The following is a 23,916-nucleotide window of genomic DNA, read 5'->3' as shown; positions in this document are numbered from 1 at the left end:
GTGCCTCGGGGGCACGTTAGGAGAGTCGGCACTCTTCGGATTACAACGGTTACTCTCAATAACTTCGGGAGTCCGTCGATGATCCACAGCTTCAGGCGCGGTACCGGCGCCGTCACGCTCGTCTCGGCCCTGGCGGTCGCGGGGCTCGCTCCCGGGCTCCCCGCGCCCGCCCACGCCGCGGACGGGCAGCCGGTGCCGCAGCCCCGGTGGCAGCAGCCGAAGGAACGGCCCAAGTCACTGGTGCGGCCGGCCCGTCCGGCCAAGGCCGAGAAGGCGCGGAAGAAGAAGCGCAGGGCCGCCCGGCCCGTCGAGGCCCGGCGGCCGGAGATCCGGCTGGACATGGGCGGCCCCGAGGGCCCGCTCGTGCCCGGCCGGACCTACGAGTGGCCGTACTCCATCACCAACCTGGGTTCGGAGCGGGCCGAGGAGGTCTTCTTCGTGGCCCCCGTCCCCTACGACCTGGAGTTCGTCTCCGGGCAGGGGAACTGCTCGATGCAGGGCAAGGACGTGGTCTGCGCCGTCGGCCCCCTGGGCGAGGGCAAGACCCACACCGGGACGATCACCACCAAGGTGGCGGAGAGCGCCAAGCCCGCCACCACCGTCCAGGGCAAGGTCACGGTCGAGTGGAGCGGCGGGACGACACACGGGTCCTTCCCCGCCCACACCGTCTCCCCGACCTCGGACCTGGTGGTGACCGCCGACGGCCCGGCGCAGCTCCAGCCCGGACAGAAGATCACCTACACGTTCACCGTGGAGAACCGCGGCCCGTCCCCGGCCACCGGGGTCACCGTGAGCGCCCCGGCCGCCTCGCCGCCGCAGACCGCGGTGCAGGTCGAGGCCGGCCAGGGCTGCACCGCGCAGGCCGGCCAGGGCGTCACCTGCCAGCTGGGCACCCTGGAGGCCCAGCAGAGCAAGACCTTCCACGTGGTGTTCAGGGCGACGCCCAAGGCCTCACCCGGGCTGATCTACGTCAGGCGCTTCGAGGCCGTGTCCGGCGTGCCCGACCTGCACCCGGAGGACAACCACGCCACCGTCCGGCCCACCGTGATCAGGTACCTTCCCACCCGGGACAGGGAGGAGTTCCCCGGCCCCGTGCGGCCCCGGCCGATGCCGCACCTGCCGCAGGACGCCCCGGGGCCCCGGGAGGCTCCCGAAAGGCCGGCCGCCCCCGCCCCGGCGGCTCCTGCTCCGGCGGCTCCCGCCGCGCCCGTCCCGGCGCCGCGCACGGCCGTCGAGGAGCTGCCGGACACCGGGAGCGACACCCAGTCGCGGGTGGACCTGGCACTGGCCCTGCTGGGCACGGGCCTGATCCTGGTCGGCATCGGCGCCCGCCGCAGGCGCGCCGGCGCCCGTTAGCGCGCAGTCACTCGCCGGGCGCCGGACGGGCGCCCGGTTCTGCGTTCCCGGCCGCGGCGGGGGACTCCAGCGGGGTCCTGCCCCGGGCGAGCACCCAGACCATCGCCCCGAAGGAGGCGACCTGCAGCGGCCAGCCCAGCGCGATCTTGGCGGTGCCCAGCCAGCCGACCATGCCCGCCAGGTACAGCGGGTACTGCACCACCACCCGCAGGAGGCACGGCAGCACCAGCAGCCAGGTCAGCCTGGAGCACAGGCGCACCACCGCCGGGTTCTCGCGCCAGGCGGTCGGGTCGCCGGTGACCGAGCCGATGATGAACCCCACCACCGGCCAGCGCACCGCGATCGAGAAGATCATCGCCGCCGCGTAGCCGGCGTTGTAGAGGATGCCCGGCAGGAACGCGTCCTCGGCCTTGCCGGTGCGCAGCGCGAAGAACGCGGCGATGCCGATGCCGAACAGGCTGTTGAGCACGAACTGCACGGTGGAGCGCTGGGCCAGCCGGACCACCAGCAGCAGCACCGCCGAGCCGACGCCCAGCCCCACCGACAGCCGCAGGTCGTGCGTGATCAGCCAGGAGAGGGTGAAGGCGATGGTGGGGACCGCGCTCTCGACCGTCCCGCGCACCCCGCCGAGCGCCTTGCTCAGCTGGGTGCGGACCGCCGCCTCGACGGTCTGCCTGGCCTGCTCGTCGGTGGATTTTGCGAAGGCGTCGGCCTCTGTCACGTGATTCCCCGAAGCTCGTAGCGCGGATTGAAGATGACCTTGCGACCGTCCTGGAGGCTCACCAGGCCCTCGGCGCGCAACCGGCGGCCGGGCTCGATCCCTGCGATGCGGCGGCGGCCGAGCCAGACGAGGTTGACCACGTCCGAACCGTCGTAGAGCTCGGCCTCCAGGGCGGGGGCCCCGCCCCGTGGACGCAGGGTCACGGTACGTAGCGTACCGGCGACCTGAGCGCGGCGGCGCTCCCCGCACTGGGCGATCGGCGTCGCACCCTCAGCGCCCGTGTCCTTCTTGAGCTCCTCCGCTTCGAGCTCGGCGTTGCTGGAGGCGAGGCGGCGCAGGAACCTCCGCAGGCCGCCCCTCTCAGGCGCTTCGTCCATGAAGCAGAGGCTACGGCATCTCGTCCCCTCACCGGCAGTCCGCGTTCATTCCCGGATCATCCTGGCTTCTCCCCCGTCACACGGCCTTCGCCCCGGGGCGCGCCCGCAGCCAGGCCCCGCCCAGCGCGCACAGGGCGACGGCGGCCAGCCCGCCGAGCGCGGCGCCGGAGAAGGAGGCGCGGTTGCCCGCCTCCTCCTGGAGCCAGCCGGCCAGCGCGGAGCCCGCCGAGGTGCCGACCGTCATGAAGGCCACGATCCAGGCGAACGCCTCGGTGACGGTGCCGGTCGGCGCCAGCCCCTCGACCAGCCCGAAGACGCAGGCCAGGACCGGGGCCAGGCAGACGCCCGCCAGGTAGGACAGCAGCACCATGACCGGCAGCGACGGTGTGAGCGCCAGCAGCGCGTAACCGGCGGTGAGCCCGGCCAGCAGCGGGAGGATGCGCCGTTCGGGCGCGCCTGGCCAGACGCGGGAGCCGTAGACCAGCCCGCCGGTGAGCGCGCCCAGCGCGTTGACCGCCAGCAGCCAGCCCTCGGCGCCCTCCTGGCCCCGCCCCTCGGCGTAGGCGGGCATCGCCACCATGAGCACGCCCAGGCTCAGCCCGACGAAGCCCAGGCAGGAGGCGAGGAGCAGCAGCCCGCGGGAGCGCAGCGCGCCGGCCCAGTGCGCGGCGCGGACCTCGCCCCGCCAGTCGCGGGAGGGCCGGGAGGTGACCACCACGAGCGTCCCGGCCAGCCCCAGCAGCGCCGCCGCGTACAGGGACGCGGTGTCGGAGGCCAGCCCGGCCAGGACGACCAGGAGCGGGCCGAAGGTGAAGATCAGTTCCTGCGCCGCGGCGTCCATGGAGTAGGCGGCCTGCACGTGGGAGGGCCGGTGCAGCACCCGGGGCCACAGGGCGCGCAGCCCCGGCTCCAGGGGCGGTGTGAAGAAGCCCGCCAGCGCCACGGTGAGGACCGCCAGCGGGACGGAGGAGATCCCGGTGAGGGCGAAGAGCACGAATCCCAGCCCGGCCAGCAGGGCGCTGGGCAGGAGGATCCTGGGCTGGCCGAGCCGGTCCATCATCCTGCCCAGCAGGGGCTGCCCCACTCCCGTCGCCAGCCCGTGCACCGCCGACAGGGCTCCGGCCAGGGCGTAGCTCCCGTCCTCGGCGCGGGTGAAGAGGACGATGGCCAGCGCCCCCATCCCGTTCGGCAGGCGTCCCAGCAGGGTGCCGCCGAGCAGGCGGGCCGCCCAGGGGACACGCAGGAGCTCTCCATAGACGCGCATTTTTCTCCTCGCTTGTGGGGGTATGCGGGGATATGCGAAAGTAATACGTATGACGAGGGCGGGCATAAGACACAGGCGATGTCTCTGCTCTCCGGCCCGTACGTAATACTTCGTGTTCCACCAGACCTCACCCTAATCTCAAGGGGCGTGATGCCTGCAGAAACTCCGCCCACGAGCAAGGACGTGGCCGCGGCGGCGGGAGTCTCCCAGTCCACCGTCTCGATGGTCCTCAGCGGCAAGTGGCCGGGCAGGGTCTCGGCGAGCACCGCGCAGAAGGTCCGCGACGCCGCCGAACGCCTGGGCTACCGCCCCAACCCCGCGGCCCGCAACCTGCGTCTCGGCCGGACCCGCACGATCATGCTCGTCACCCCGACGATCACCGCGCCGTTCTTCTCGTCCGTCTACATCGGCGCGGCCCGGGTCGCCGCCGAGCACGGGTTCAGCCTGGTCGTCTTCACCTGGCCGCTGGAGCTCGACGGACCCTTCAACGGACCGCACGAGGCCATCGACGGCATGCTCGCCTCCTCCATGGCCGAGGCGTCCCTGGCCGGGATGCGGCGGCCGGTCCCGCTGGTCATGCTCGACAGCGACCCGGGCGGCGCGGCGCCCACCGTCAACTTCGACATCGACGGCGCCATGCACGACCTGACCGGGCACCTGTTCGCGCTGGGCCACCGCCGGATCGGGCACGTGGCCGCCGACATCGACGTCTGGACGTTCCAGTGCCGGGCGGCGGCGCTGGAGGCCAGGGTGCCCGACGTGGTCACCGAGCGGGCGGCGATCAGCATCACCACCGGCTTCGAGGCCGCGATGCGGCTGCTGTCGCGGCCGGACCGGCCCACCGCGCTGGTCTGCGACGACGACACCCTGGCCGTCGGCGCCCACAAGGCCGCGCAGGCGCTCGGCCTCGACGTGCCGGGCGACGTGGCCATCACCGGCTTCGACGACGTGCTCCTGGCCGAGGCGCTGGAGATCACCACGGTCCGGCTGCCGGCCGAGCAGCTCGGCGCCCGCGCCATGCTGGCGCTGCTGGACCTGCTGAACGGGCGCACCCCGCCCCGGCCCGTCCTGCCCACCGAGGTGGTCATCCGGCGCTCGACCTCGCCCACCGCCCCGCTCACCATCGAGACCGGGCACGCCGACACCGCGGACCGCACGGTCTCCTGAGGCGGCGCGCGAAGCGACGAGGGCCCCGGCCGGTGGTTACCGGCCGGGGCCCCTCCTCCCGCCGGGGCGGGCGCGTCAGTGCGGGCGCGCGGTCAGCGGACCTCGCTGATCTCGGGGCCGCGGCGGAACGGGTCGAAGCCGTCCTCGGCCTCGTCCTCGTCCTCCTGCTGGGCGAAGGCCTGCTGCGCCTCGGCGGGCAGGGTGAGCTCCAGCAGCTCGCGCGGCGGCATCGGGTGGTCGCCGCGGACCACGACCACCTGGCGGAACACGTCCTCCAGGAACTGCCACTGCTCCTCGTCCTGGACCGCTGCGCCGGTGACGACGGCGCGCAGGAACCAGCGGGAGCCGTCCACGCCGATGAAGCGCAGCGGCTGCCAGGCGTAGCCCTGGTCGATGATCTCCTGCGGGATCTGCTCGCGCATCTCCTGCGGCATCTGCTCCAGGACCTCCGGGGTCAGCGGCGCCGGGATCATCGCGTGCAGCTCGGGACCGAACGGGCCCTCGGCGTCCTGCACCTGCCCCTGGGCGTTCTCGGTGACCTCCTCGGCGAGCTCCTTGCGCAGCTCGTCCCAGATCCCCGAGCGCTTGGGGGCGGCCAGCGCCTGCAGCTGCATGCTGCTCTCCCCGGCGACCACGGTGATCGCCACGATCCGGCCGTTGACCGGGTTGCCCTCGGCGTCGAACTCGTTGGGCTCGAGGTTGACCTGCACCTCGATGCCGGGCCCGATCGGCACCTGCAGCGCGCCGAAGTCCAGCCGCTCCATCTCGGGCACCGTGTCCACGGCGGCGTCCCAGGGACCGCCGGCGGCCTCACCCGTCTCGGGCGCCTCGGCCTCGGTCCCGGCGGTCTCCGCCGCCGGCTTCTCTTCCTGACGACGACGTCCGAAAGCCACTTGACTACTCCTTCGTTATGAGTGCGCCCGCTGAGCGTATCCCCCGGTGGAGCCGAAACCACCGCTTCCGCGGGCCGATCCCGGCAGTTCCTCCACCTCGTGGAAGGCCGCCCGCTCCACCTTCTGGATCACCAGCTGGGCGATGCGGTCCCCCCGGGCCAGCCGCACGGTCTCCCGGAGGTCGGTGTTGATCAGGGTGACCATGATCTCACCCCGGTATCCCGCGTCCACGGTGCCGGGCGCGTTGACGAGTGTCACCCCCAATTTAGCCGCCAGACCAGAACGCGGATGGACAAAAGCGGCAAAACCATCAGGCAGCGCGATGGCCAGCCCGGTGGGCACGACCTCCCGCTCCCCCGGCTCCAGCACCACGTCCCGCGCCGCGTGCAGATCGGCTCCGGCATCCCCCGGATGCGCGTAGGCGGGCACCGGCAGTTCCGGATCCAGCCGCCTGAAGAGCACCTCGACACTGCTCCGCACGTCACTCCCCCGATGTCCAGGCCTCGGGCCGCCCCGCCCGGGCACGGCCGCCACGGGAACCCTACCGTTCCAGGACCCGTTTCAAGGTCGGCGGAACGGGCCTCAGATCTGCTCGAAGGGCACGGCGTACGGGACCCCGACGGACGCGCCGGTCTCCGCGACGATCGAGCGGATCATGCCCTCGGTGTCGAAGTCGCCGTCGAGGTTGTCGAAGTAGACCTTGTGCGCGCGCAGGGCGTGCAGGCCGGTCTCCATATGGTCGGTGACGTCCACGTAGTGCGCGGCCTGCGGGGAGTTGGCGAACAGCGCGAAGCGCACGCCCTGCCAGGCGGGCTCGGCCAGGTCCCGGAAGACCCACGGGTTGGCGGCGTCGCGGATCGCGTCCACGACGGCCGGGCCCAGGACCCGGTGGTCGGCCATGTTGAAGTTGCCGCCGCCGAACGTCTCGCGGAAGTTCAGGGAGACGACGGCCTCCGGGCGGTGCCGCCGGATCGCCCGCGCCAGCTCCCGGCGCAGCGGCAGGCCGTACTCGAGCGTGCCGTCGGGAAAGCCGAGGAACTCCACCGTCGCCACGCCCACCCGGCGCGCCGCCTCGATCTGCTCGGCCTCGCGCAGCGGCCCGACCCGCTCGGGCTCCATCGACTGGATGCCCGCCTCGCCGCTGGTCGCCAGGACCTCGACGACCTCCTTGCCCTGCGCCGTCCAGCGGGCGATCGCCATGGCCGCGCCGTACTCCAGGTCGTCGGGGTGCGCCACGATCGCCAGGGCGCGCTGCCAGTCCTCAGCCACCGGTTCCATACGTTCCACATTAGCCCGCCCGAATTCCGTATTGATCGGTGGACTCTTCATGGAATTCGCATTACATGGCTCCCCCTTTATCCCCTCACCACCGGACCCATCCGCCGTCGCCAAGCGAGCCATATGACTGAGAATCCCTTCGACAGGCTGCTGGACAACGGCACTCCCCGCGCACCGGCCGACGTGGGACGGCTGGGCGGCTTCCCCCTGAACGCCTCCTGGCGCAGGCCGCTGGAGCCGGAGCCCTTCGGAGGCGCGGCCCTGGAGGCCATTGGCACCGAGCCCGGCCTGCTGGTCCTGGCCCCCTGGTCGTGCTCTTCGCCCGTCCTCCGCTGCTCCTCCGGCGCGTCGCGCCGGTCGCGGGGGCGCGGCGGGCCTGAGGACGCCGCACTAGTCTGTCCGGCGTGAACCTGAAGACCAGTCGCGGCGGGCCGCGTGTGAGGACGAGCGCGCGTCTGGCGCCCCTGGCGGTCCTGCTGGCCGCGGCCACGGCCTGCGGCGGCGGTGGCGGCGACGTCGGCACCGTGCCCGTGTCCAGCGCGCGGACGGCTCCGGCGGCCTCCCCGCCGGCCCCGTCCGCGCCCGGCACCCCCGCCGCTCCGGAACGGGCGCCGGCGGTCAAACCGAAGGTGGCGCCGGGGGTCTCGGCGCGGTGGGTCGTCTACGACCGCACCACCGGCAGGACCGTCAGCCGGCGGGCCGTGCACAAGACCGTGCGCTCGGCCTCGGTGGTGAAGCTGTTCATCGCGCTGGACTACCTGCAGCGGCGCGGCGGGAAGGTGGCGCCCGCCGACGCGAGGCGGTTCCGTGCGATGCTGCGCTCCAGCGACGACAAGGCCGCCACCCATTTCTGGAACCTGGGCGGCAAGGGCGCGATCGTCAAGCGGATGAGCAAGAGGATCGGCCTGACCGACACCGCGCCGCCGCCCGCCGCGCAACCGGGGTACTGGGGCTACACCGCGATCAGCGCGATGGACATCGCCAAGACCTACCGGTACCTGCTGGAGAAGGCCTCGCCGAGCGCCCGTTCGACGATCATGGGCCATCTGCGCAAGGCGACCAAGTGCGGCACGGACGGCTTCGACCAGTCCTTCGGGCTGCCCCGGGCGACCAGGCGGGCCGGGGCCGTCAAGCAGGGCTGGTCCGGCTTCGGGCTCACCCCGCCCTACCCGTGCACGAGCGGCGCCCGGTTCGTCCCGGCGGCCGCGCCCGACCTCGGTCTGGGCCGCCCCGTGCTGCACACCACCGGCACGGTGGGGGGCCGGGACCGCTGGATCGTGGTCGTGCTGACGCTCAACCCCGCGGGCGCGTCCTACCGCTCGTCCGTCGAGCGCATCACCGCGCTCACCAGATCGTTGACGAAGGGCCTCTGACGGGGCTTGACCGGGAGGGCCCGCGGGGGGTTGCATAAACCGAACGCGGTTCTGATGGAGGCGGCGATGACGGTGCAGACGACCGGACCGGCGGGACTCGACCTGTCCGACCCGATGTTCTGGACCCGGCCCCTGGCCGAGCGCGACGCGGCCTTCGCCCACCTGCGTTCGCTGCCCTCCCCGGTGCTCTTCCCGGAGATCGACGTGCCCTTCATCAAGGGCGGCGACGGCTACTGGGCGCTGGTGCGGCACGCGGACGTGGTGGAGGCCAGCCGCCGCCCTGAGGTCTTCAGCAGCGAGCCCACCACCAACAGCATCGCCGACATGCCCGGCTACCTGGCGCGGTTCTTCGGCTCCATGATCAACATGGACGATCCGCGGCACGCCAAGATCCGGCGCATCGTCTCGCGCGCCTTCACCCCGCGCGTGCTCGCCCGCCTGGACCACCAGATCGAGGAGACGGCGCGCGGCATCGTCGACGGCGTGCTGCGCGGCGAGGGCACCGGCGACTTCGTCTCGGACGTGGCGGCCCGGCTGCCCCTGACGATCATCTGCGACATGATGGGCATCCCCGAGGCCGACCGGGAGATGGTGCTCGAGCGCTCCAACACCATCCTGGGCATCGGCGACCCCGAGTACGGGGTCGGCTCGCAGATCAGCCGGGTCAGCGTCGGGATGGCCCTCACCCGGCTGCTCGACGCCGGGATGGAGCTGCAGCTGCTCATCCGCAGGCTCGGCCGGCTCCGCCGCCGCCGGCCCGGCGACGACCTGGTCACCGCGCTCGTGCACGGCAACGTCGACGGCGAGCACCTCACCGACCAGGAGCTCGGCTCGTTCTTCATCCTGCTCGTCGTGGCGGGCAACGAGACCACCCGCAACGCCATCAGCCACGCGCTGAAGCTGCTGACCGTCCACGAGGACCAGCGCGCCCTGCTGCTGGCCGACCCGGCCGCCCGGATGCCCGGCGCGATCGAGGAGGTCGTCCGCTACGCCACGCCCGTCATCCAGTTCCGCCGCACCCTCGCCCGCGACACCGTCCTGAACGGCCACCCGCTGCGCGAGGGCGAGAAGGTGCTGCTGTTCTACAACTCCGCCAACCGCGACGAGGCGGTCTTCCCCGACCCCGACCGCTTCGACATCACCCGCTCGCCCAACCCGCACGTCGGGTTCGGCGGGCCCGGCCCGCACTTCTGCCTGGGCGCGAACCTGGCCCGCCGGGAGATCGGCGTGATGCTGCGCGAGCTCTACACCCGCGTCCCCTCCCTGCGCTCCACCGCCCCGCCGGACCGCCTCCTGTCCGGCTTCATCAACGGCATCAAACACCTTCCCTACGAGGTCTGAGACGGGCTCTCGGCCAGGGTGACGTCGACCTCGAGCGGTCCGTCCGCCGGAGCGACGGCCAGGTCGGCGATGACGCCCGCCGCGCGCAGGTCGGCCTCCGCGCGGGCGGCGAAGGACGCCTCCGCGCCGCGCAGGGCCGCGCGGGCGACCTCGGCGCGCATGGACGTCCGCGCGGCGGACTTGGCCTTGCGGATCTGGCGCAGGGCGTCCGCGGTGGCGGACAGGATCCGCGGGTCGCCCGTCTCCGGCAGCTCCTCGGGGGCGGGCCAGGACGCCAGGTGGACCGAGCCGTCACGCCACCAGGACCAGACCTCCTCGGTGACATAGGGCAGGAACGGGGCGAAGAGCCGCAGCATGACGTCCAGCGCGGCGCGCAGCGCCGACCGGGCGGCCTCGGAGCCGGGCCCCCGGCCGTAGGCGCGCTGCTTCACCAGTTCCAGGTAGTCGTCGCAGAACTGCCAGAAGAACCGTTCGACGCGCTCCAGCGCCCGCGTGTAGTCGTAGGACTCGAACGCGGCGGTGGCCTCGGCGGCGACGCTTCGCAGCTCGGCGAGCATCGCCAGGTCCAGCGGCTCCAGCGCGTCGTCGGCGAGCGGCCCCTCCAGACCCAGCACGAACCGGGAGGCGTTGAGGATCTTGAGGGCGAGCCGGCGGCCGACCTTGATCTGGCCGGTGTCGAAGGCGGTGTCGGTGCCCGGACGGCCGTTGGCCGCCCAGTAGCGGACGGCGTCGGAGCCGTACTCGCGCAGCAGGCCCAGCGGGGTCACGACGTTGCCGACGGACTTGGACATCTTCTTGCGGTCGGGGTCGAGGATCCAGCCCGACAGCGCGGTGTTCGTCCACGGCAGCGAACCGGACTCCAGTTCGGCCCGGACGACCGTGGAGAACAGCCAGGTGCGGATGATGTCGTGCGCCTGGGGGCGCAGGTCGTAGGGGAAGACGCGGGAGAAGAGGTCGGGGTCGTGCTCCCAGCCGCCGGCGATCTGCGGGGTGAGCGAGGACGTCGCCCAGGTGTCGAGGACGTCGGGGTCCCCGGTGAAGCCGCCCGGCTTCCCGCGCTGCTCCTCTGTGTACCCGGCGGGGACGTCGGAGGAGGGGTCGACGGGCAGCAGCCCCTCCTCGGGGACGAGCGGCCGGTCGTGGCGCGGCTCGCCCTGCTCGTCCAGCGGGTACCAGACGGGGATCGGGACGCCGAAGAAGCGCTGCCGGGAGATCAGCCAGTCGCCGTTCAGGCCCTCGACCCAGTTCTCGTACCGCGAACGCATGTACGCCGGGTGCCAGGAGATCTGGCGGCCCCGCTCCAGGAAGCGCTCGCGCAGCGCCTCGTCGCGCCCCCCGTTGCGCAGGTACCACTGCCGGGTCGTGACGATCTCCAGCGGCTTGCTGCCCTTCTCGTAGAAGGAGACCGGGCGGACGACCGGGCGCGGGTCGCCCTCCAGCTCCCCCGACGCGCGCAGCAGCTCCACGATCCGCTCCCGCGCGGAGTGGACGGTCTTGCCCGCCAGCTCGGCGTACGGCTCGGCCGGGACGTCCGACGGCGGCTCGGCGGCCAGCCTCCCGTCGCGCCCGACGGCGGCGCGGATCGGCAGGTCGAGCTCCCGCCACCAGACGACGTCGGTGGTGTCGCCGAACGTGCAGACCATGACGGCGCCCGAGCCCTTCTCGGGGTCGGCCAGGCGGTGCGCCAGGACGGGGACCTCGACGCCGAACAGCGGCGTGCGGACCGTCCGGCCGAACAGCCCGCGGTAGCGCTCGTCGTCGGGGTGGGCGACGAGCGCGACGCACGCGGGCAGCAGCTCCGGCCGGGTCGTCTCGACGTGGACCGGCCCGTCGGGACCGCGGAAGGCCAGCCGGTGGAAGGCGCCCGGGTGGTCGCGGTTCTCCAGTTCGGCCTGGGCGACGGCGGTGCGGAAGGTGACGTCCCACAGGGTGGGCGCCTTCGACAGGTAGGCCTCCCCCCTGGCCAGGTTGCGCAGGAACGCGCGCTGGGAGGCGGTGCGGGCGCGGGCGCCGATGGTGGAGTACAGGTGGTTCCAGTCGACCGAGAGGCCGACCCGGCGCCACATCTCCTCGAACGCCTTCTCGTCGACCTCGGTGAGCCGCTCGCACAGCTCGATGAAGTTGCGGCGGCTGATCGGGATCTGGTTCTTGCCGGGCTTCTCCGGCGGCTGGAAGTCCGGGTCGTAGGGCAGGGAGGGGTCGCAGCGGACGCCGTAGAAGTTCTGGACGCGCCGTTCGGTGGGCAGCCCGTTGTCGTCCCAGCCCATCGGGTAGAAGACGGCCTTGCCGCGCATGCGCTGGTAGCGGGCGACCGTGTCGGTGTGGGTGTAGGAGAAGACGTGCCCGACGTGGAGCGATCCGCTGACCGTCGGCGGAGGCGTGTCGACGGAGTAGACCTCCGCGCGCTCCCTCGTCCGGTCGAAGGCGTAGGTCCCCTGCTCGGCCCACAGCACCACCCACTTGTCCTCCAGGCCGTCGAGGGAGACCTTCTCGGGGACAGCGGGGATGCGTGGTGTCTGTGTCATGCGCCAAGGATAGAGAGAGGTCACAGCCCCGTCGCGCTTATTTCCCGGGGGCCGCGGGGATGAAGGCGGGATCGCGATAGCGTCGTCGCGGTCGGAAAGTGCCGGACGCTGAGGAGGAACGACGAGGATGCGGATGCGCCAGAAGCCGGATGTCGGCTGGAAGATCTTCGTGGGGGTCGCCGGGCTGGCGGGCGGCTTCGTGGCCCGCAAGGGCCTGGAGTACGCCTGGACGAAGGGGACCGGAAAGAAGCCCCCGGTCAGTCCCGAGTCCCCGGACGTCACGCTGGGCGAGGCCCTCGGCTGGTCGGTGCTGATCGGCGTGGGCATGGAGGTCACCCGGGTGCTGATCAGCCGCGCCGCGGTCAAGCGCTGGGAGAGCAGCACGGGTGCGCTGCCGCTGCACCTGCTCAAGGAGACGCCGCTCGCCGACTAGGCGGCGAGGCCCCCTCCGCGCGGCGGGCCGCCTCCGGAAGGAGGCGGCCGGTCAGTCGGCCGGAGGGGGGCCGGGCGGCGGCAGTTCCGAAGGGCGGTGGCCCGGGAACTCGCGGGCTCCCCGGTCCAGTCCCTTCACGCCGCCGTACCTGGCGAGGTCGTCGCGCACCTTCTCCGCGAGCTTCTTGGTGGCCGCGCGGTTGAGCGTCCCGCCCGCCACGGCTCCGGTGAGGAAGGGCCCCAGCGTCGTCATGTGGCGGCCGAGCGTGCGCAGCAGCCGTTTGCGCAGCGCCGCCTTGGCGGCGCTGCCGAGCCCGGCGCTGAGCGAGCCGGTCTCCAGCGGGTTGACGCCCCGCTGCTTGGCCCAGGCGGTGACGTGCGCCATCGCCCGCTGGGCCGGGCCGCCCTGCACCTGCACACCGTGCGCCTCGTGCAGCTCGGCGATCAGCTTGGTCTCGATCGCCGCCACCACCAGGGTCTCGGCGACGATCTGGGCGGGGGCGGTGAGCAGCAGCGGCGGGGCGGTGAACTGCACCGCCGCCAGTGCTCCACCGGCCGCGCCCACCGCCGTGGTGGCGTTCACGGCGTTCCGCGTCAGTTCGTCGGCGAGGGCCTGTGCGGACAGGCCCGGATGGTGCCGGCGGAGCGTCTCAAGATCCCGGATCGGGATCCTGGGGGCGATGTCGGCGAACACCTCACCGAGCCAGCGGCCGCCCTGCAGGCCCCTGATCCCGGCCTGCCTGGCGTTGTCGCTCAGCAGCCGGGCCAGCCTGGCCAGCAGCCTGCCGCGGGTCGCGTTGTCCAGGTCCTCCGTACCGGACAGGCGACCGATCAGCTCGCCCATCTCCCTCCGCTCGTCTTCGGGAGCGGGAAGGTGTTCGCCTTCGTCCGTCATGGTCAGGCCGCGCACTCGGTGCAGACCGGCTCGCCGTTCTTCTCCTTGGCGAGCTGGCTGCGGTGGTGGACCAGGAAGCACCTGCTGCAGGTGAACTCGTCGGCCTGCTTGGGAACCACCTTGAAGGACAGTTCCTCGTTGGACAGGTCCGCGCCCGGCAGCTCGGCGACCTCGCCGGCGTCCAGGTCCTCGTCGATGATCCCGGCCGACTTGTCGGTGCGGCGGGCCTGCAGTTCCTGCAGGCTGTCCTCACCGAGGTCGTCGTCGGTCTTGCGTGGGCTGTCGTAGTCGGTGGCCATCTCTCTCCATCCCCCTCACACCCTCGGGGCGCCGCCCTGAGGCTCCGTTCCTCTATATGCACCCCGTCGCGCGGATGTAACGCCCGAGAGGTCTAACTTGTGCCCGATCTTGGGCGGGAAATTCTGTCACATAATGTGACGCTCAACACACATGTCGCAATGATGCTCTCCAGTCGCGGAAATACCCTCGGGCGTCCGCGGCCGACCTTCCTGCCCGGAAAGGCGGGTCGCGCACCGTGGAATCACCCACATGGAGCGCTACCGCGGCGGGGATCATACCCCTTGGGGACGTCGGGAGGAGTCATGACATGACCATGTGCGACAAAAAACCGCAAGACATTGCCACCTTTGTGGCGAACAACACTGCTTCGTCCACCGTCGCACCAGAGGAAGACCGGACAAGACCGGGACACAGGTCCCTGGGGTGCGGACAGGGCAAAGCTCTAGAAAAGGGCAGAACCTCGGACAGCACTCGTACGTCTGACCTAACGCGATATCGTCGCCGCTTGATGTCCCACCGCGGTGCCTGCACCGGCACGCAGCACCCGTGGGCCGAACGCGCCGGCGCGCGTTGAACGTTTCACCGACCTGGGAGGGGTCACATGCCGAAGTACGCTCCCCTGGAGCAGGGTGACCCGACCTCGCTCGGCGCCTACGAGGTGCTCGGGCGCCTCGGCGCGGGCGGCCAGGGCGCCGTCTACCTGGGCAGGACGGCCGGCGGCGAGCACGTGGCCATCAAGCTCCTGCACGCCCAGATGAACGCCGACCCCCAGGCGCGGGCCCGCTTCGTCCGCGAGGTCGCCGCGGCCCAGAAGGTGGAGCCCTTCTGCACCGCCCGCATCATCGAGGCGCAGGTCGACGGCGAGCAGCCCTACGTGGTCAGCGAGTACATCGACGGGCCCTCCCTGCACGAGCTCGTCGCCACGCAGGGGCCGCGCCCGGCGCAGGAGCTCAACCTGCTGGCCATCGGCATGCTGACCGCCCTCGCGGCCATCCACGAGGTCGGCATCGTGCACCGCGACTTCAAGCCCAACAACGTGCTCATCGCCGCCGACGGCCCCCGCGTCGTGGACTTCGGCATCGCCCGCACCGTCAACTCCCAGGAGAGCGCGGTCACCGCGACCGGCATGGTGGTGGGCACCCCCGGCTACCTGGCACCCGAGCAGCTCACCGGAGCGCCGCTGCAGCCGGGCGTCGACATCTTCGCCTTCGGCGCCACCATGGTCTTCGCCGCGACCGGCCAGTCGCCGTTCGAGGCCGAGACCCTCCCGGTCATCATCAACCGCATCCTCAACGACGACCCCGACCTGTCGGGGCTGCCACCGCAGCTGCGGCCGCTGATCGCCGGCTGCCTGGCCAAGGACGCCGCCCGCCGCCCCTCGGCGCTGGAGGCCCTGCTGCAGCTGGTGCCCCAGTCCGGCGGCGCCGCGGCCACTCCCGGCCAGCGCGAGGAGCTCCTCAACGAGGGCACCCGGATCGCCGCGCAGCTGCCCGCTCCGCCCCCTCCGCGCACGCCCACCCCGGCGCCCTTCGCCCCGCCCGCCCAGCAGCCGCAGCAGCCCTACGCGGCCGCCCCCGGCACGGTCAGCCCCCAGCCGTTCCAGCAGCCGGGCCTGCCGCCGCAACACGGGCAGCCCGGCACCCCGCCGCCGTTCCAGCAGTCGGGGTTCCAGCCCGGACTGCAGCACGGACAGCACCCCCAGCACGGGCAGCACCCCCAGCCGGGCCAGCCGAGCTTCCAGCCGGCCTCTCCGTTCCAGCCGCACACTCCCCCGCCGTTCCAGCCGGGCGGCCACGGGCAGGGCTTCCCGCCCGGCCCCGGCACCCCCGGCGCGTTCGCGCCGCCGCCCCCCGGCCCCCCTGCCCGCAAGTCCAACGGCCCGGCGATCGCCGCCATCGGCTGCTCGGTGCTGCTCATCCTGGTCCTGCTGGTGGCGATCGTGGTCGTCGTCTCCGACAAGGACGAGAACGACCCGATCGTCGCCCCCACCAACAACACCACCAGCGAGCCGTCGCAGCAGCAGCCGCCGCAGAACGTGCCGGAGCCCTCCGGCGAATGCGACCCGCAGCCGTCCGACACGACCTTCTGCTCGGACTACGCCGGCACCTGGACGGGCGTCATCACCCAGGTCAAGCCGTCCACCGGCCGCTACCGGGTCACCGTCGTCATCCAGGAGGGCGCCTCCACCGGGCAGGTCACCTACGCCAACGCCCCCGGCGACGACAGCACCTGGTCGTGCTCGGGCACGCTGACCTTCCTGCACCACACCCCCGACGCCGTCTACAAGACGGTCGTCCGCGAGAACATCACCACCAAGAACAACGCGAAGTGCGACAGCGTCTCATACGACGAGTTGTTCCCTAAGTCCTCCAACAAGAACGAAATGTTCTTCACCAACTTCTTCAACCAGGAAGACGCCGACGAAGGCGGCGACGACTACAGCGCGATCGGCACTCTGACGAGGCAGTGAGCGCTCCCCCGGTCCCGCGCCTCCCCGCGTGATCCGCTACCCCCTTTGCCCCCGCCACCTGCACACAAGCTCATCGCAGATGGGATTCCCCCGTGTATCAACCCCCCGGTAACCCTCCGCCGTACGGCGGCACTCCTCCGCCGTTCGGCGGCACCCCGCCGCCCTTCACCCCGACCCCGCCGCCGCGCAAGTCCAAGCTGCCGGCGATGCTCATGGTCCTGCTCGGCGTCGTGGTGGTCTTCGTCGTCCTCATCGCGGTCCTGATCACCGTCCTGGACGACGGCGACGAACGCCCGACCGTCCTCCCGCCGCCGCAGCAGCAGCAGCAACAGCAGGACCCGCAGCAGCAGAGCAGCACCCCGGCCGACCCGGTGGTCACCGGCGGGTTCGGCCCCACCTACGTGGGGACCTGGCGGGGCGAGGTCATCCAGACCAAGCCCACCACCGGCAGGTACGTCGTCACCGTCGTCATCCCGCAGAACTCCACCACCGGGCAGATCACCTACGAGAACGAGCCCGGCGCCGCCTCCACCTGGTCGTGCTCGGGCACCGTGGAGTTCCTGCACCACACTCCCGGCGCGGACTACAAGTCCGTCGTCCGCGAGAACATCACGAACAAGAACAACGCGAAGTGCGACACGTACTCCTACGACGTCCTCTTCCCCAAGCCGGACAACACCGGCGCGCTCACGGACGGCATGTTCATCAAGAACTACTTCAGTGAGAGCGTCGCGGACGCCGACGACGACCACAACGCGATCGGCGAGCTGAAGCGGCAGAGCTGAACGCGGCCGGCACCGCTCACGCGAAGGGCCCCCGGGACGGCACCGTCCCGGGGGCCCTTCCTTCGTTCCCCTACTGGTGGAGGGGGAGGCTGGCGGTGATGATGAGGCCCCCGCCCGGACGCGGGTTGGCCACGACGACGCCGCGGTGCGCGGTGACCACCGAGCGGACGATGGACAGCCCCAGGCCCGCGCCCTTGGCCGACTCGATCCGGTCGCTGTTGAGCCGCCGGAACGGTTCGAAGAGGCGGTCCACCTCGTAGGCGGGGATCGTCGGGCCGGTGTTCTCCACCTGGCAGGTCGCGAACCCGTTCAGCTCTCCGGTGCGGACGTAGACCTCGCCGTCCTCGACGTTGTGCTTGAAGGCGTTCTCCACCAGGTTGGCCACCAGGTGCTCCAGCAGGACCGGGTCGCCGGTGGTCTCCGCGGAGGTGAGCTCGGTGTGCAGCACGACCTCGAGGGGGTTGCCGCCGGAGCGCTTGCGCATCGACTCCAGGACCGTCTCGGTGACCTCCTTGAGGTCGACGGTCGTGTGCGTGGTCAGCTCCCGCTCGCTGCGGGCCAGCAGCAGCAGGCCCTCGATGAGCCGCTCGTGCCGGGCGTTGTTGGCCAGCAGGGTCTTGCCGATCGTCAGCAGGTCCGGCGAGACGTCCGGGTCGGTGAGCGCGACCTCCAGCAGCGTGCGGTTGATCGCCAGCGGGGTGCGCAGCTCGTGCGAGGCGTTGCCGACGAACCGGCGTTGGGAGTCGAACGCCTCGCCGAGCCGCTCCAGCATGGCGTCGAACGTGTCGGCCAGCTCCTTGATCTCGTCCTCGGGCCCCTCCAGCGCGATGCGCTGGTGCAGGGTGCTCCCGGACAGGCGGCGGGCCGCGGCGGTGATGTTCTGCAGCGGGGCCAGGGCGCGGTCGGCGACGACGTAGCCGAGGAACAGGGCGAGCACGCCGACCCCGCCCAGGGCGAAGAGCATGCGCTTGACCAGCTGCGCCAGCATCGTCTCGCGGAGGTAGTTGACCTCCACCGTGTAGTAGCCCCGCGGGGAGTCCAGGTCCGGGTAGTTGAGCTGCTTGTTCGGGGGGAGCACCGAGCTGAAGGACTGGCCCACGAAGACGTAGGTGACCAGCATCAGCAGCACGCCGGCGAAGAAGAAGAGCGAGCCGTACAGCAGGGTGAGCCGCATCCGGACGCTGACCCGGCGCGGCAGCTGGCGGAGGTCCGAGATGAGGGTGCCCGGGGACGTCACAGCCGGTACCCCACTCCCGGGACGGTCTCGATGACGGGCGGGTCGCCGAGCTTCTTGCGCAGGGTCATCATCGTCACCCGCACCACGTTGGTGAACGGGTCGATGTGCTCGTCCCAGGCCTTCTCCAGCAGCTGCTCGGAGCTGACGACCACGCCTTCGGCGGCCATCAGCACCTGCAGGACGGCGAACTCCTTGCGGGTCAGCTCCACCGGCCTGCCGTCCCTGGTGACGGTGAACCGGTTGGGATCGAGTTCGATGCCCGCCCGCGACAGCACCGGCGGCAGCGGGGTGGCCGCGCGGCGGCCCAGCGCCCGCACCCTGGCGATCAGCTCCTTGAAGGCGAACGGCTTGGCCAGGTAGTCGTCGGCGCCCAGGTTGAGCCCGGCCACCCGGTCGTCCAGCTCCCCCGCGGCGGTCAGCATGAGGATGCGCGCGCCGTAGCGCTCGGCGACGAGCACCCGGCACACCTCGTCCCCGTGCACCTTCGGCAGGTCCCGGTCGAGCACGACCACGTCGTAGTCGTTCACGGAGGCGCGCTCCAGCGCGCCCGCACCGTCGTAGGCGATGTCGACGGCCATCGCCTCCCGCCGCAGACCCGTGGCGATCGCGTCCGCCATCACCCGCTCGTCCTCGACGACCAGAACTCGCACTTCGTCTCCCCCTGTTCTCGCAACAGCATCCGTTATGTCACACACCGGGTAAGTGACCGGTAAGTAGCGCGTGCGAGAATCTCACCCCCTCCTGGATTTCCTGGTTTAGACCAATGAGCCAGGGGTAAGGAGGGTCTGACCCGGAAGGACCGCCCCCATGAGCGAGCTGAACGAGACCATCCAGCAGCGGCTGGCCGAGGCCTACGAGTCGCTGCACGCGGCCAAGACGGAAGGAGACGTCTACCTGGCCGACCTCCGCCAGTCCGAGATCGACGAACTGCGCCGTATCGCCGCCAACCACGACCTCCCCCCGCACGCGGGCCAACCCGTCTAGTCCCGCAGGGGATCCAGCGGGGCCAGCAGGTCGTGCAGCGGGCCGAAGAGATCGGCGGCCGCGGCGATCGTGAGCTCGGGCCCGGCGGCCTCCCCCCGCAGCCCGCCGATCCGCCCGCCCGCCTCGGTCACGATCAGCCTGCCCGCGGCGATGTCCCAGAGCTGGACCCCCCGCTCGTAGTAGCCGTTCACCAGGCCTGACGCCACCATGCACAGGTCGATGGCGCAGGCCCCGTTCCTGCGGATGTCGCGGACGTGCGGCAGCACCCCCGCCAGCACCTCCGCCTGCGTGGCGCGGCGCCGCGGCGCGTACCCGAACCCCGTCGCGATCAGCGCCTGCTCCAGCGGCACCCCGGTGCCGCAGCGCACCGGCTCGCCGTTGCGGAACGCCCCGCCGCCCCTGACCGCGGTGAACGTCCAGCCCCGGCGCGGCACCTCGATCACCGCCGCGACGGTCTGGCCGTCCCGCTCGGCGGCGATGCTCACCGCCCAGTCCGGCAGGTCGTACAGGTAGTTGACGGTGCCGTCGATCGGGTCGATCACCCAGCGGATGCCCGAGGAGCCCTCGCTGGCGCCGCCCTCCTCGCCGAGGAAGGCGTCCAGCGGCCGCGCCGCGCCGATCCGGTCGCGGATCAGCCGCTCGGCCGCCTCGTCCATCTGGGTGACGACGTCGGTGGCGCTGGACTTGACCGCCACCACCTCGGGACCGGTGGCCGGCCGCTTGTCGATGAGCATGCGGCCGGTCTCCCTGGCGGTCTCCACCGCCAGGTCGAGCAGGGCCAGCAGTTCCTGCGGCTCGTCGCCGACGCTCGGGTTCATCTCAGGCCCTCTCGAACAGGTCGCGGGCCAGGGGGGCCAGCGCGGCACCGGGGGTGGAGGCGCGTACCAGGGTCATGCCCAGCTTCTCGGCGGTCTGCCGGGCCTCGACGTCGAGGTCGAACTTGACCTCCATGTGGTCGGACACGAAGCCGATCGGCACCAGCACCACGCTGTCGACGCCCTCCTCGTGCAGGCGCTCCAGGTGGTCGAGCACGTCGGGCTCCAGCCAGGGCTGGGAAGGCGGCCCGCTGCGGCTCTGGTAGACGAGGTCGTAGGGCCGGTCGGACCCGGAGGCCGCGTGGACCCGGCGGGCGACCTCCTCCAGCTCCCGCACGTAGTCCTCGCTGCCCTTCTGCGCCAACGGGACGCTGTGGGCGGTGAAGACGAGCCGCGCCCCCGGCGCCTGGGCGAGCGCCTCGCGGGTGTTGGCCGTGAACGGCTCGAGGAACCCCGGCTCCAGGCAGTAGACCGGCAGCTTGGTGATCTCGGGGGCGTCCGGGACGGCCGCGCGGGCGCGGGCGATGTCCTCCAGGTACTGGCCGCTGGAGGAGTAGCCGCTGTAGGCCGACGTGACGAACGCCGCCGCCGAGCGGACGCCGTCCTCCTTCATCCGGGCGACGGTGTCCTCCAGGTAGGGGGGCCAGTTGCGGTTGCCCCAGTAGACCGGCACGTCGACCAGGTCCTCGATGGCGCTCTTCAGCTCGCGGCACAGCTCGTTGATGGGGCTCACGCCGCCGAAGAGGTGGTAGTGCTCGGCCACCTCTTCCAGTCTCTCCCGCGGCACGTTGCGGCCCCTGGTGACGTTCTCCAGAAAGGGCATGACGTCCTCGGGGCCCTCCGGCCCCCCGAACGAGATCAGCAGCAGAGCGTCCATGGCCTCAGCCTATGAGAACCGCCGGGCGTAGGCGTCGGCGAGGGACAGGACCTTGCGGACGTACCAGTCGGCGTGGTTGTAGGCGTAGACGGCCTTGTAGAGGTCGCGCTGCGCGCCTGAGGCGCACAGGTAGCGGGCCGCCGCCGGGATGGCGTCGTAGGGGTTCATGATGTCCGCCCTGCCGTCTCCGTCGCCGTCCACGCCGTAGGACCTCCAGGTGGCGGGCATGAACTGCATGGGGCCCAGGGCCCCGGCGCTGGACGGGCCGACGTTGGTGCCGTGGTCGCTCTCGACCTGCCCGATCGCGGCCAGGACCGTCCAGGACAGGCCCGGACAGGTGGTGGCGGCCTTCTTGTAGAGGTCGAGGTAGCTGGCTCCGGCCTGCGGGGCCGCGGTGTCCAGGTCCACCACGACGGCCTTCCTCCCCAGGACCGCGCGGACCTTCTTCGCGATGTCCGCGGACGCGGCACCCGGGGCGTTGACCATCAGCGCGACGGAGGAGACCAGCCCGAGCGCCGTCCCGGTGCGCCGGCTGACCAGGAGGTCCACCTGGGGGACGCCCAGCGGCGCGGTGCCGCCCAGGACGACCTCCGGGGCGGAGCGGGCGACGATCTGGTAGGGGCGGCCGAGCTCCAGCTTCAGCTCGCGGGCGGTGCCGGCGGCGGCCACGAACCTGTCGGCGGCCAGCGCCGCCCACAGGTCCTGGTTCCTGGCGGTCGCCGGGGCGGTCCAGGACCGGAACCGCGAGGGGTCGACGGCGAAGACGTTGACCCGCCGCCCCTCCAGGGAGACCGCGCCGCCGTCCACCACGATCACGTCCCGCACCCGGGGGATCCGGCGGACCCGCTCGACCTGCGCGTCGCCCACCCCGGCGGCGGCCACCGCCAGGACGTGCGGGGGGACGACCCGCTCCAGCGGCGCCACCTGCTCGGCGACCACCATGTCCGCGGTGATCCGGGACTGCGGCGTCCGGGCCGTCGGCCGGCCGCCCTCCTCCCCGAGCCGGACGGCCAGCCAGCCCGCGCCGGCCGTCAACGCCAGCACCAGGACCACGGACAGAGCGGTGAGCAGCCGGTTTCTTCTCACCGCAGCAGGTTATCGGGCCGGGTGATACCGGTCCCGGGCCCCCGGTACGGTGATCCGGGAGGAGAGCCCGGCAGTGATCCCTACCGGATGCCGCCCCCGGTCGGATCACGATCGGATAACCATTCGGAACGTGAATTTTCCTCACGAATAGCGTCCACTACTCTCCTCCCATGCCTCCTGAAACCTCCCCCGGTGCCTGGCGCAACTGGGCCGGGAACCAGCAGTCGGCCCCGGCGCGGACGGTCTTCCCCCGATCCGCCGAAGAGGTCGCCGAGCAGGTCCGCCGTGCCGCCGAGGACGGCCTGACCGTCCGCATGCCGGGATCCGGCCACTCCTTCACCGGGGTGGCGCTCACCGAGGGGGTGCAGCTCAGCCCGCGCGAGCTGACGGCCGTCCGCTCCATCGACACCGCCACCGGGCTGGTCACCGCCGAGGCCGGGCTGCCGCTGTGGCGGCTCAACCAGGTGCTGGAGGAGCACGGCCTCGCCCTGGCCAACATGGGCGACATCCAGGAGCAGACGATCGCCGGCGCCTCCCAGACGGGCACCCACGGCACCGGGCGCGACCACGCCGGGCTCGCCTCCCAGATCGCCGGCCTGGAGATGGTGCTCGCCGACGGGAGCAAGGTCGCCTGCTCGCGCACCGAGCGCCCGGAGCTGTTCGACGCCGCCCGGGTCGGCATGGGCGCGCTGGGCGTCGTCACCGCCATCACCTGGCAGACCGTCCCGGCCTTCCTGCTGCGCGCGCAGGAGGAGCCGATGGTTTGGGACGAGGTGCTCGCCCGGCTGGACGAGCTGGAGGCCGACAACGAGCACTTCGAGTTCTACTGGTTCCCGCACAGCGAGGGCTGCCTGACCAAGCGCAACAACCGGGTGGACGGGCCGCGCGAGCCGCTGCCGGGCTTCAAGGCATGGCTGGACGACGAGTTCCTGTCCAACCAGGTGTTCGGCGTCGCCCAGAAGGTGACCCGGCGCCTCCCGGGGACCATCGGCTCCATCAACGGGATATCGGCCAGGCTGCTCGGCGCGCGCGCCTACACCGACACCTCCTACAAGGTGTTCACCAGCTCCCGCGCCGTGCGCTTCAAGGAGCAGGAGTACGCGATCCCGCGCGAGCACCTGGTGCCCGCGCTGCGCGAGATCCGCGCCGCGTTCGACCGGCACGGATGGCGGATCAGCTTCCCGATCGAGGTGCGGGTGCTCCCGGCCGAGGACGCCTGGCTGTCGATGGCCCACGGCCGCCGGACGGCGTTCATCGCGATCCACGTCTACCACCGCAACGAGCACGCCGCCTACTTCGAGGGCGTCGAGGAGATCCTCACCGCGCTCGGCGGCCGCCCCCACTGGGGCAAGATGCACACCCGCGACGCGTCCTACCTGGAGACCGTCTACCCGCGCTTCGCCGACTTCGCCCGGATCCGGAGCGAACTCGACCCCGACCGCCGCTTCGCCAACCCCTACCTCCGCCAGGTCCTCGGGGACTGACCGGAGGCAGCCGAGAGATATTTCTGACACGTACCTCAAAGAGTGGCGTTTCGGCTCAACCATAATGAGGTAGAGAAACCTCAACCAACCACATGTTTTCCCTGTTCCAGCTTGGGTGGACCGGCGGCGGTCGGGAAAAGGATGCATAAGAAAACGGCAGCCTCACCCCCCGGAGGGCCTCCGGCACGGCAAGCTGACCCAGGGAGAAGAACAGCTTTGTTCCTTAACACCAGGTGACCGCACTCACATCGCACTA

At 71.8% G+C, this 23,916-nt stretch carries 24 protein-coding genes; 10 read left to right on the top strand and 14 right to left on the bottom strand.

Going from position 1 to position 23,916, the window contains the following annotated elements; translation table 11 throughout:
• The first annotated feature begins 78 nt into the window (after positions 1 to 78).
• Positions 79 to 1,356: a COG1361 family protein gene (locus tag C2865_RS30355; RefSeq protein WP_106402039.1), complete on the top strand. Its 1,278-nt coding sequence runs from the start codon at positions 79 to 81 to the stop codon at positions 1,354 to 1,356.
• Between the two features lie 7 nt (positions 1,357 to 1,363).
• On the opposite strand, the gene C2865_RS30350 is transcribed toward C2865_RS30355, so the two are convergent.
• The 3 genes from C2865_RS30350 to C2865_RS30340 form a co-directional block, all read right to left on the bottom strand.
• Positions 1,364 to 2,077, bottom strand: a complete 714-nt coding sequence (locus C2865_RS30350) for a DUF3159 domain-containing protein (RefSeq protein ID WP_106402038.1) — start codon at positions 2,075 to 2,077, stop codon at positions 1,364 to 1,366.
• Positions 2,074 to 2,454 (bottom strand): OB-fold nucleic acid binding domain-containing protein, encoded by a 381-nt coding sequence (locus C2865_RS30345; protein ID WP_106402037.1) that lies wholly within the window; start codon positions 2,452 to 2,454, stop codon positions 2,074 to 2,076. Before C2865_RS30345 ends, C2865_RS30350 begins: the two co-directional genes overlap by 4 nt.
• A 76-nt stretch (positions 2,455 to 2,530) precedes the next feature.
• Positions 2,531 to 3,718: an MFS transporter gene (locus tag C2865_RS30340; protein ID WP_106402036.1), complete on the bottom strand. Its 1,188-nt coding sequence runs from the start codon at positions 3,716 to 3,718 to the stop codon at positions 2,531 to 2,533.
• Positions 3,719 to 3,868: 150 nt separating this feature from the next.
• Here C2865_RS30340 and C2865_RS30335 point away from each other — a divergent pair, with 150 nt between their 5' ends.
• Entirely contained in the window at positions 3,869 to 4,885 is a 1,017-nt protein-coding gene (locus C2865_RS30335) for a LacI family DNA-binding transcriptional regulator (protein ID WP_106402035.1), read from the top strand.
• Between the two features lie 92 nt (positions 4,886 to 4,977).
• Here C2865_RS30335 and C2865_RS30330 read toward each other — a convergent pair whose 3' ends face one another.
• The 3 genes from C2865_RS30330 to C2865_RS30320 all read right to left on the bottom strand — a co-directional run bounded on the left by C2865_RS30330 (position 4,978) and on the right by C2865_RS30320 (position 7,056).
• Positions 4,978 to 5,778 (bottom strand): DUF3710 domain-containing protein, encoded by an 801-nt coding sequence (locus C2865_RS30330; protein WP_106402034.1) that lies wholly within the window; start codon positions 5,776 to 5,778, stop codon positions 4,978 to 4,980.
• Positions 5,779 to 5,793: 15 nt separating this feature from the next.
• Entirely contained in the window at positions 5,794 to 6,258 is a 465-nt protein-coding gene (dut, locus tag C2865_RS30325) for a dUTP diphosphatase (protein WP_106402033.1), read from the bottom strand.
• 102 nt (positions 6,259 to 6,360) lie between these two features.
• A complete protein-coding gene (locus tag C2865_RS30320) occupies positions 6,361 to 7,056 on the bottom strand; it encodes a PIG-L deacetylase family protein (RefSeq protein WP_106402032.1) in 696 nt (231 codons plus the stop codon).
• Between the two features lie 123 nt (positions 7,057 to 7,179).
• On the opposite strand from C2865_RS30320, the gene C2865_RS30315 reads away from it, so the two are divergent.
• The 3 genes from C2865_RS30315 (at position 7,180) to C2865_RS30305 (ending at position 9,770) form a co-directional block, all read left to right on the top strand.
• Positions 7,180 to 7,464 (top strand): hypothetical protein, encoded by a 285-nt coding sequence (locus C2865_RS30315; protein ID WP_106402031.1) that lies wholly within the window; start codon positions 7,180 to 7,182, stop codon positions 7,462 to 7,464.
• On the top strand, positions 7,461 to 8,429 hold the full coding sequence (locus tag C2865_RS30310) for a hypothetical protein (RefSeq protein ID WP_198653719.1): 969 nt from the start codon (positions 7,461 to 7,463) through the stop codon (positions 8,427 to 8,429). The genes C2865_RS30315 and C2865_RS30310 overlap by 4 nt, the downstream gene beginning before the upstream one ends.
• Positions 8,430 to 8,495: 66 nt before the next feature.
• A complete protein-coding gene (locus C2865_RS30305; protein ID WP_106402030.1) occupies positions 8,496 to 9,770 on the top strand; it encodes a cytochrome P450 in 1,275 nt (424 codons plus the stop codon).
• Here C2865_RS30305 and valS read toward each other — a convergent pair.
• Positions 9,758 to 12,295, bottom strand: coding sequence for a valine--tRNA ligase (gene valS, locus C2865_RS30300; RefSeq protein ID WP_106402029.1), 2,538 nt, complete (start codon positions 12,293 to 12,295; stop codon positions 9,758 to 9,760). The genes C2865_RS30305 and valS overlap by 13 nt on opposite strands.
• Before the next feature lie 133 nt (positions 12,296 to 12,428).
• Here valS and C2865_RS30295 point away from each other — a divergent pair, with 133 nt between their 5' ends.
• The gene (locus tag C2865_RS30295) at positions 12,429 to 12,728 is read left to right on the top strand and encodes a DUF4235 domain-containing protein (protein WP_106402205.1); all 300 of its coding nucleotides are present in this window, start codon (positions 12,429 to 12,431) and stop codon (positions 12,726 to 12,728) included.
• 51 nt (positions 12,729 to 12,779) lie between these two features.
• On the opposite strand, the gene C2865_RS30290 is transcribed toward C2865_RS30295, so the two are convergent.
• Together C2865_RS30290 and C2865_RS30285 are read right to left on the bottom strand one after the other, a co-directional pair.
• Positions 12,780 to 13,571, bottom strand: a complete 792-nt coding sequence (locus C2865_RS30290) for a hypothetical protein (protein WP_198653718.1) — start codon at positions 13,569 to 13,571, stop codon at positions 12,780 to 12,782.
• 53 nt (positions 13,572 to 13,624) lie between these two features.
• Positions 13,625 to 13,921, bottom strand: coding sequence for a DUF4193 domain-containing protein (locus C2865_RS30285; protein ID WP_106402028.1), 297 nt, complete (start codon positions 13,919 to 13,921; stop codon positions 13,625 to 13,627).
• A gap of 602 nt (positions 13,922 to 14,523) precedes the next feature.
• Between C2865_RS30285 and C2865_RS30280 the strand changes: the two genes are divergently transcribed.
• The gene (locus C2865_RS30280) at positions 14,524 to 16,392 is read left to right on the top strand and encodes a protein kinase domain-containing protein (protein WP_106402027.1); all 1,869 of its coding nucleotides are present in this window, start codon (positions 14,524 to 14,526) and stop codon (positions 16,390 to 16,392) included.
• Between the two features lie 92 nt (positions 16,393 to 16,484).
• Complete coding sequence (locus tag C2865_RS30275; RefSeq protein WP_106402026.1) at positions 16,485 to 17,177, top strand: hypothetical protein; 693 nt, start codon at positions 16,485 to 16,487, stop codon at positions 17,175 to 17,177.
• Between the two features lie 70 nt (positions 17,178 to 17,247).
• Here C2865_RS30275 and C2865_RS30270 read toward each other — a convergent pair whose 3' ends face one another.
• Together C2865_RS30270 and C2865_RS30265 are read right to left on the bottom strand one after the other, a co-directional pair.
• A complete protein-coding gene (locus C2865_RS30270) occupies positions 17,248 to 18,414 on the bottom strand; it encodes a sensor histidine kinase (protein WP_232835883.1) in 1,167 nt (388 codons plus the stop codon).
• Positions 18,411 to 19,064 carry a response regulator transcription factor gene (locus C2865_RS30265; protein WP_106402025.1) on the bottom strand — a complete coding sequence of 218 codons (654 nt, stop codon included), beginning with the start codon at positions 19,062 to 19,064 and terminating at the stop codon, positions 18,411 to 18,413. Before C2865_RS30265 ends, C2865_RS30270 begins: the two co-directional genes overlap by 4 nt.
• Positions 19,065 to 19,221: 157 nt before the next feature.
• On the opposite strand from C2865_RS30265, the gene C2865_RS40280 reads away from it, so the two are divergent.
• Complete coding sequence (locus C2865_RS40280; protein ID WP_198653717.1) at positions 19,222 to 19,398, top strand: hypothetical protein; 177 nt, start codon at positions 19,222 to 19,224, stop codon at positions 19,396 to 19,398.
• Here the strand turns inward: C2865_RS40280 and C2865_RS30260 are convergent.
• From C2865_RS30260 to C2865_RS30250, 3 genes are read right to left on the bottom strand one after another with little or no spacing between them, the layout of a single operon-like run.
• The gene (locus tag C2865_RS30260; protein ID WP_106402024.1) at positions 19,395 to 20,216 is read right to left on the bottom strand and encodes an inositol monophosphatase family protein; all 822 of its coding nucleotides are present in this window, start codon (positions 20,214 to 20,216) and stop codon (positions 19,395 to 19,397) included. The two genes, C2865_RS40280 and C2865_RS30260, sit on opposite strands and share 4 nt — an antisense overlap.
• A gap of 1 nt (position 20,217) precedes the next feature.
• Complete coding sequence (gene hemH / locus C2865_RS30255; RefSeq protein WP_106402023.1) at positions 20,218 to 21,090, bottom strand: ferrochelatase; 873 nt, start codon at positions 21,088 to 21,090, stop codon at positions 20,218 to 20,220.
• A gap of 9 nt (positions 21,091 to 21,099) precedes the next feature.
• Positions 21,100 to 22,176 carry a lytic transglycosylase domain-containing protein gene (locus C2865_RS30250; protein WP_232835882.1) on the bottom strand — a complete coding sequence of 359 codons (1,077 nt, stop codon included), beginning with the start codon at positions 22,174 to 22,176 and terminating at the stop codon, positions 21,100 to 21,102.
• Positions 22,177 to 22,346: 170 nt separating this feature from the next.
• Here C2865_RS30250 and C2865_RS30245 point away from each other — a divergent pair, with 170 nt between their 5' ends.
• Positions 22,347 to 23,660, top strand: coding sequence for a D-arabinono-1,4-lactone oxidase (locus C2865_RS30245; protein ID WP_106402022.1), 1,314 nt, complete (start codon positions 22,347 to 22,349; stop codon positions 23,658 to 23,660).
• The last annotated feature ends 256 nt before the right edge of the window (positions 23,661 to 23,916 follow it).

Source organism: Actinocorallia populi (assembly GCF_002995495.1).
GTDB lineage: Bacteria > Actinomycetota > Actinomycetes > Streptosporangiales > Streptosporangiaceae > Actinocorallia > Actinocorallia populi.
The sequence above is the reverse complement of the archived record's forward strand: the minus strand, read 5'-3'. Positions and strand labels throughout refer to the sequence as shown.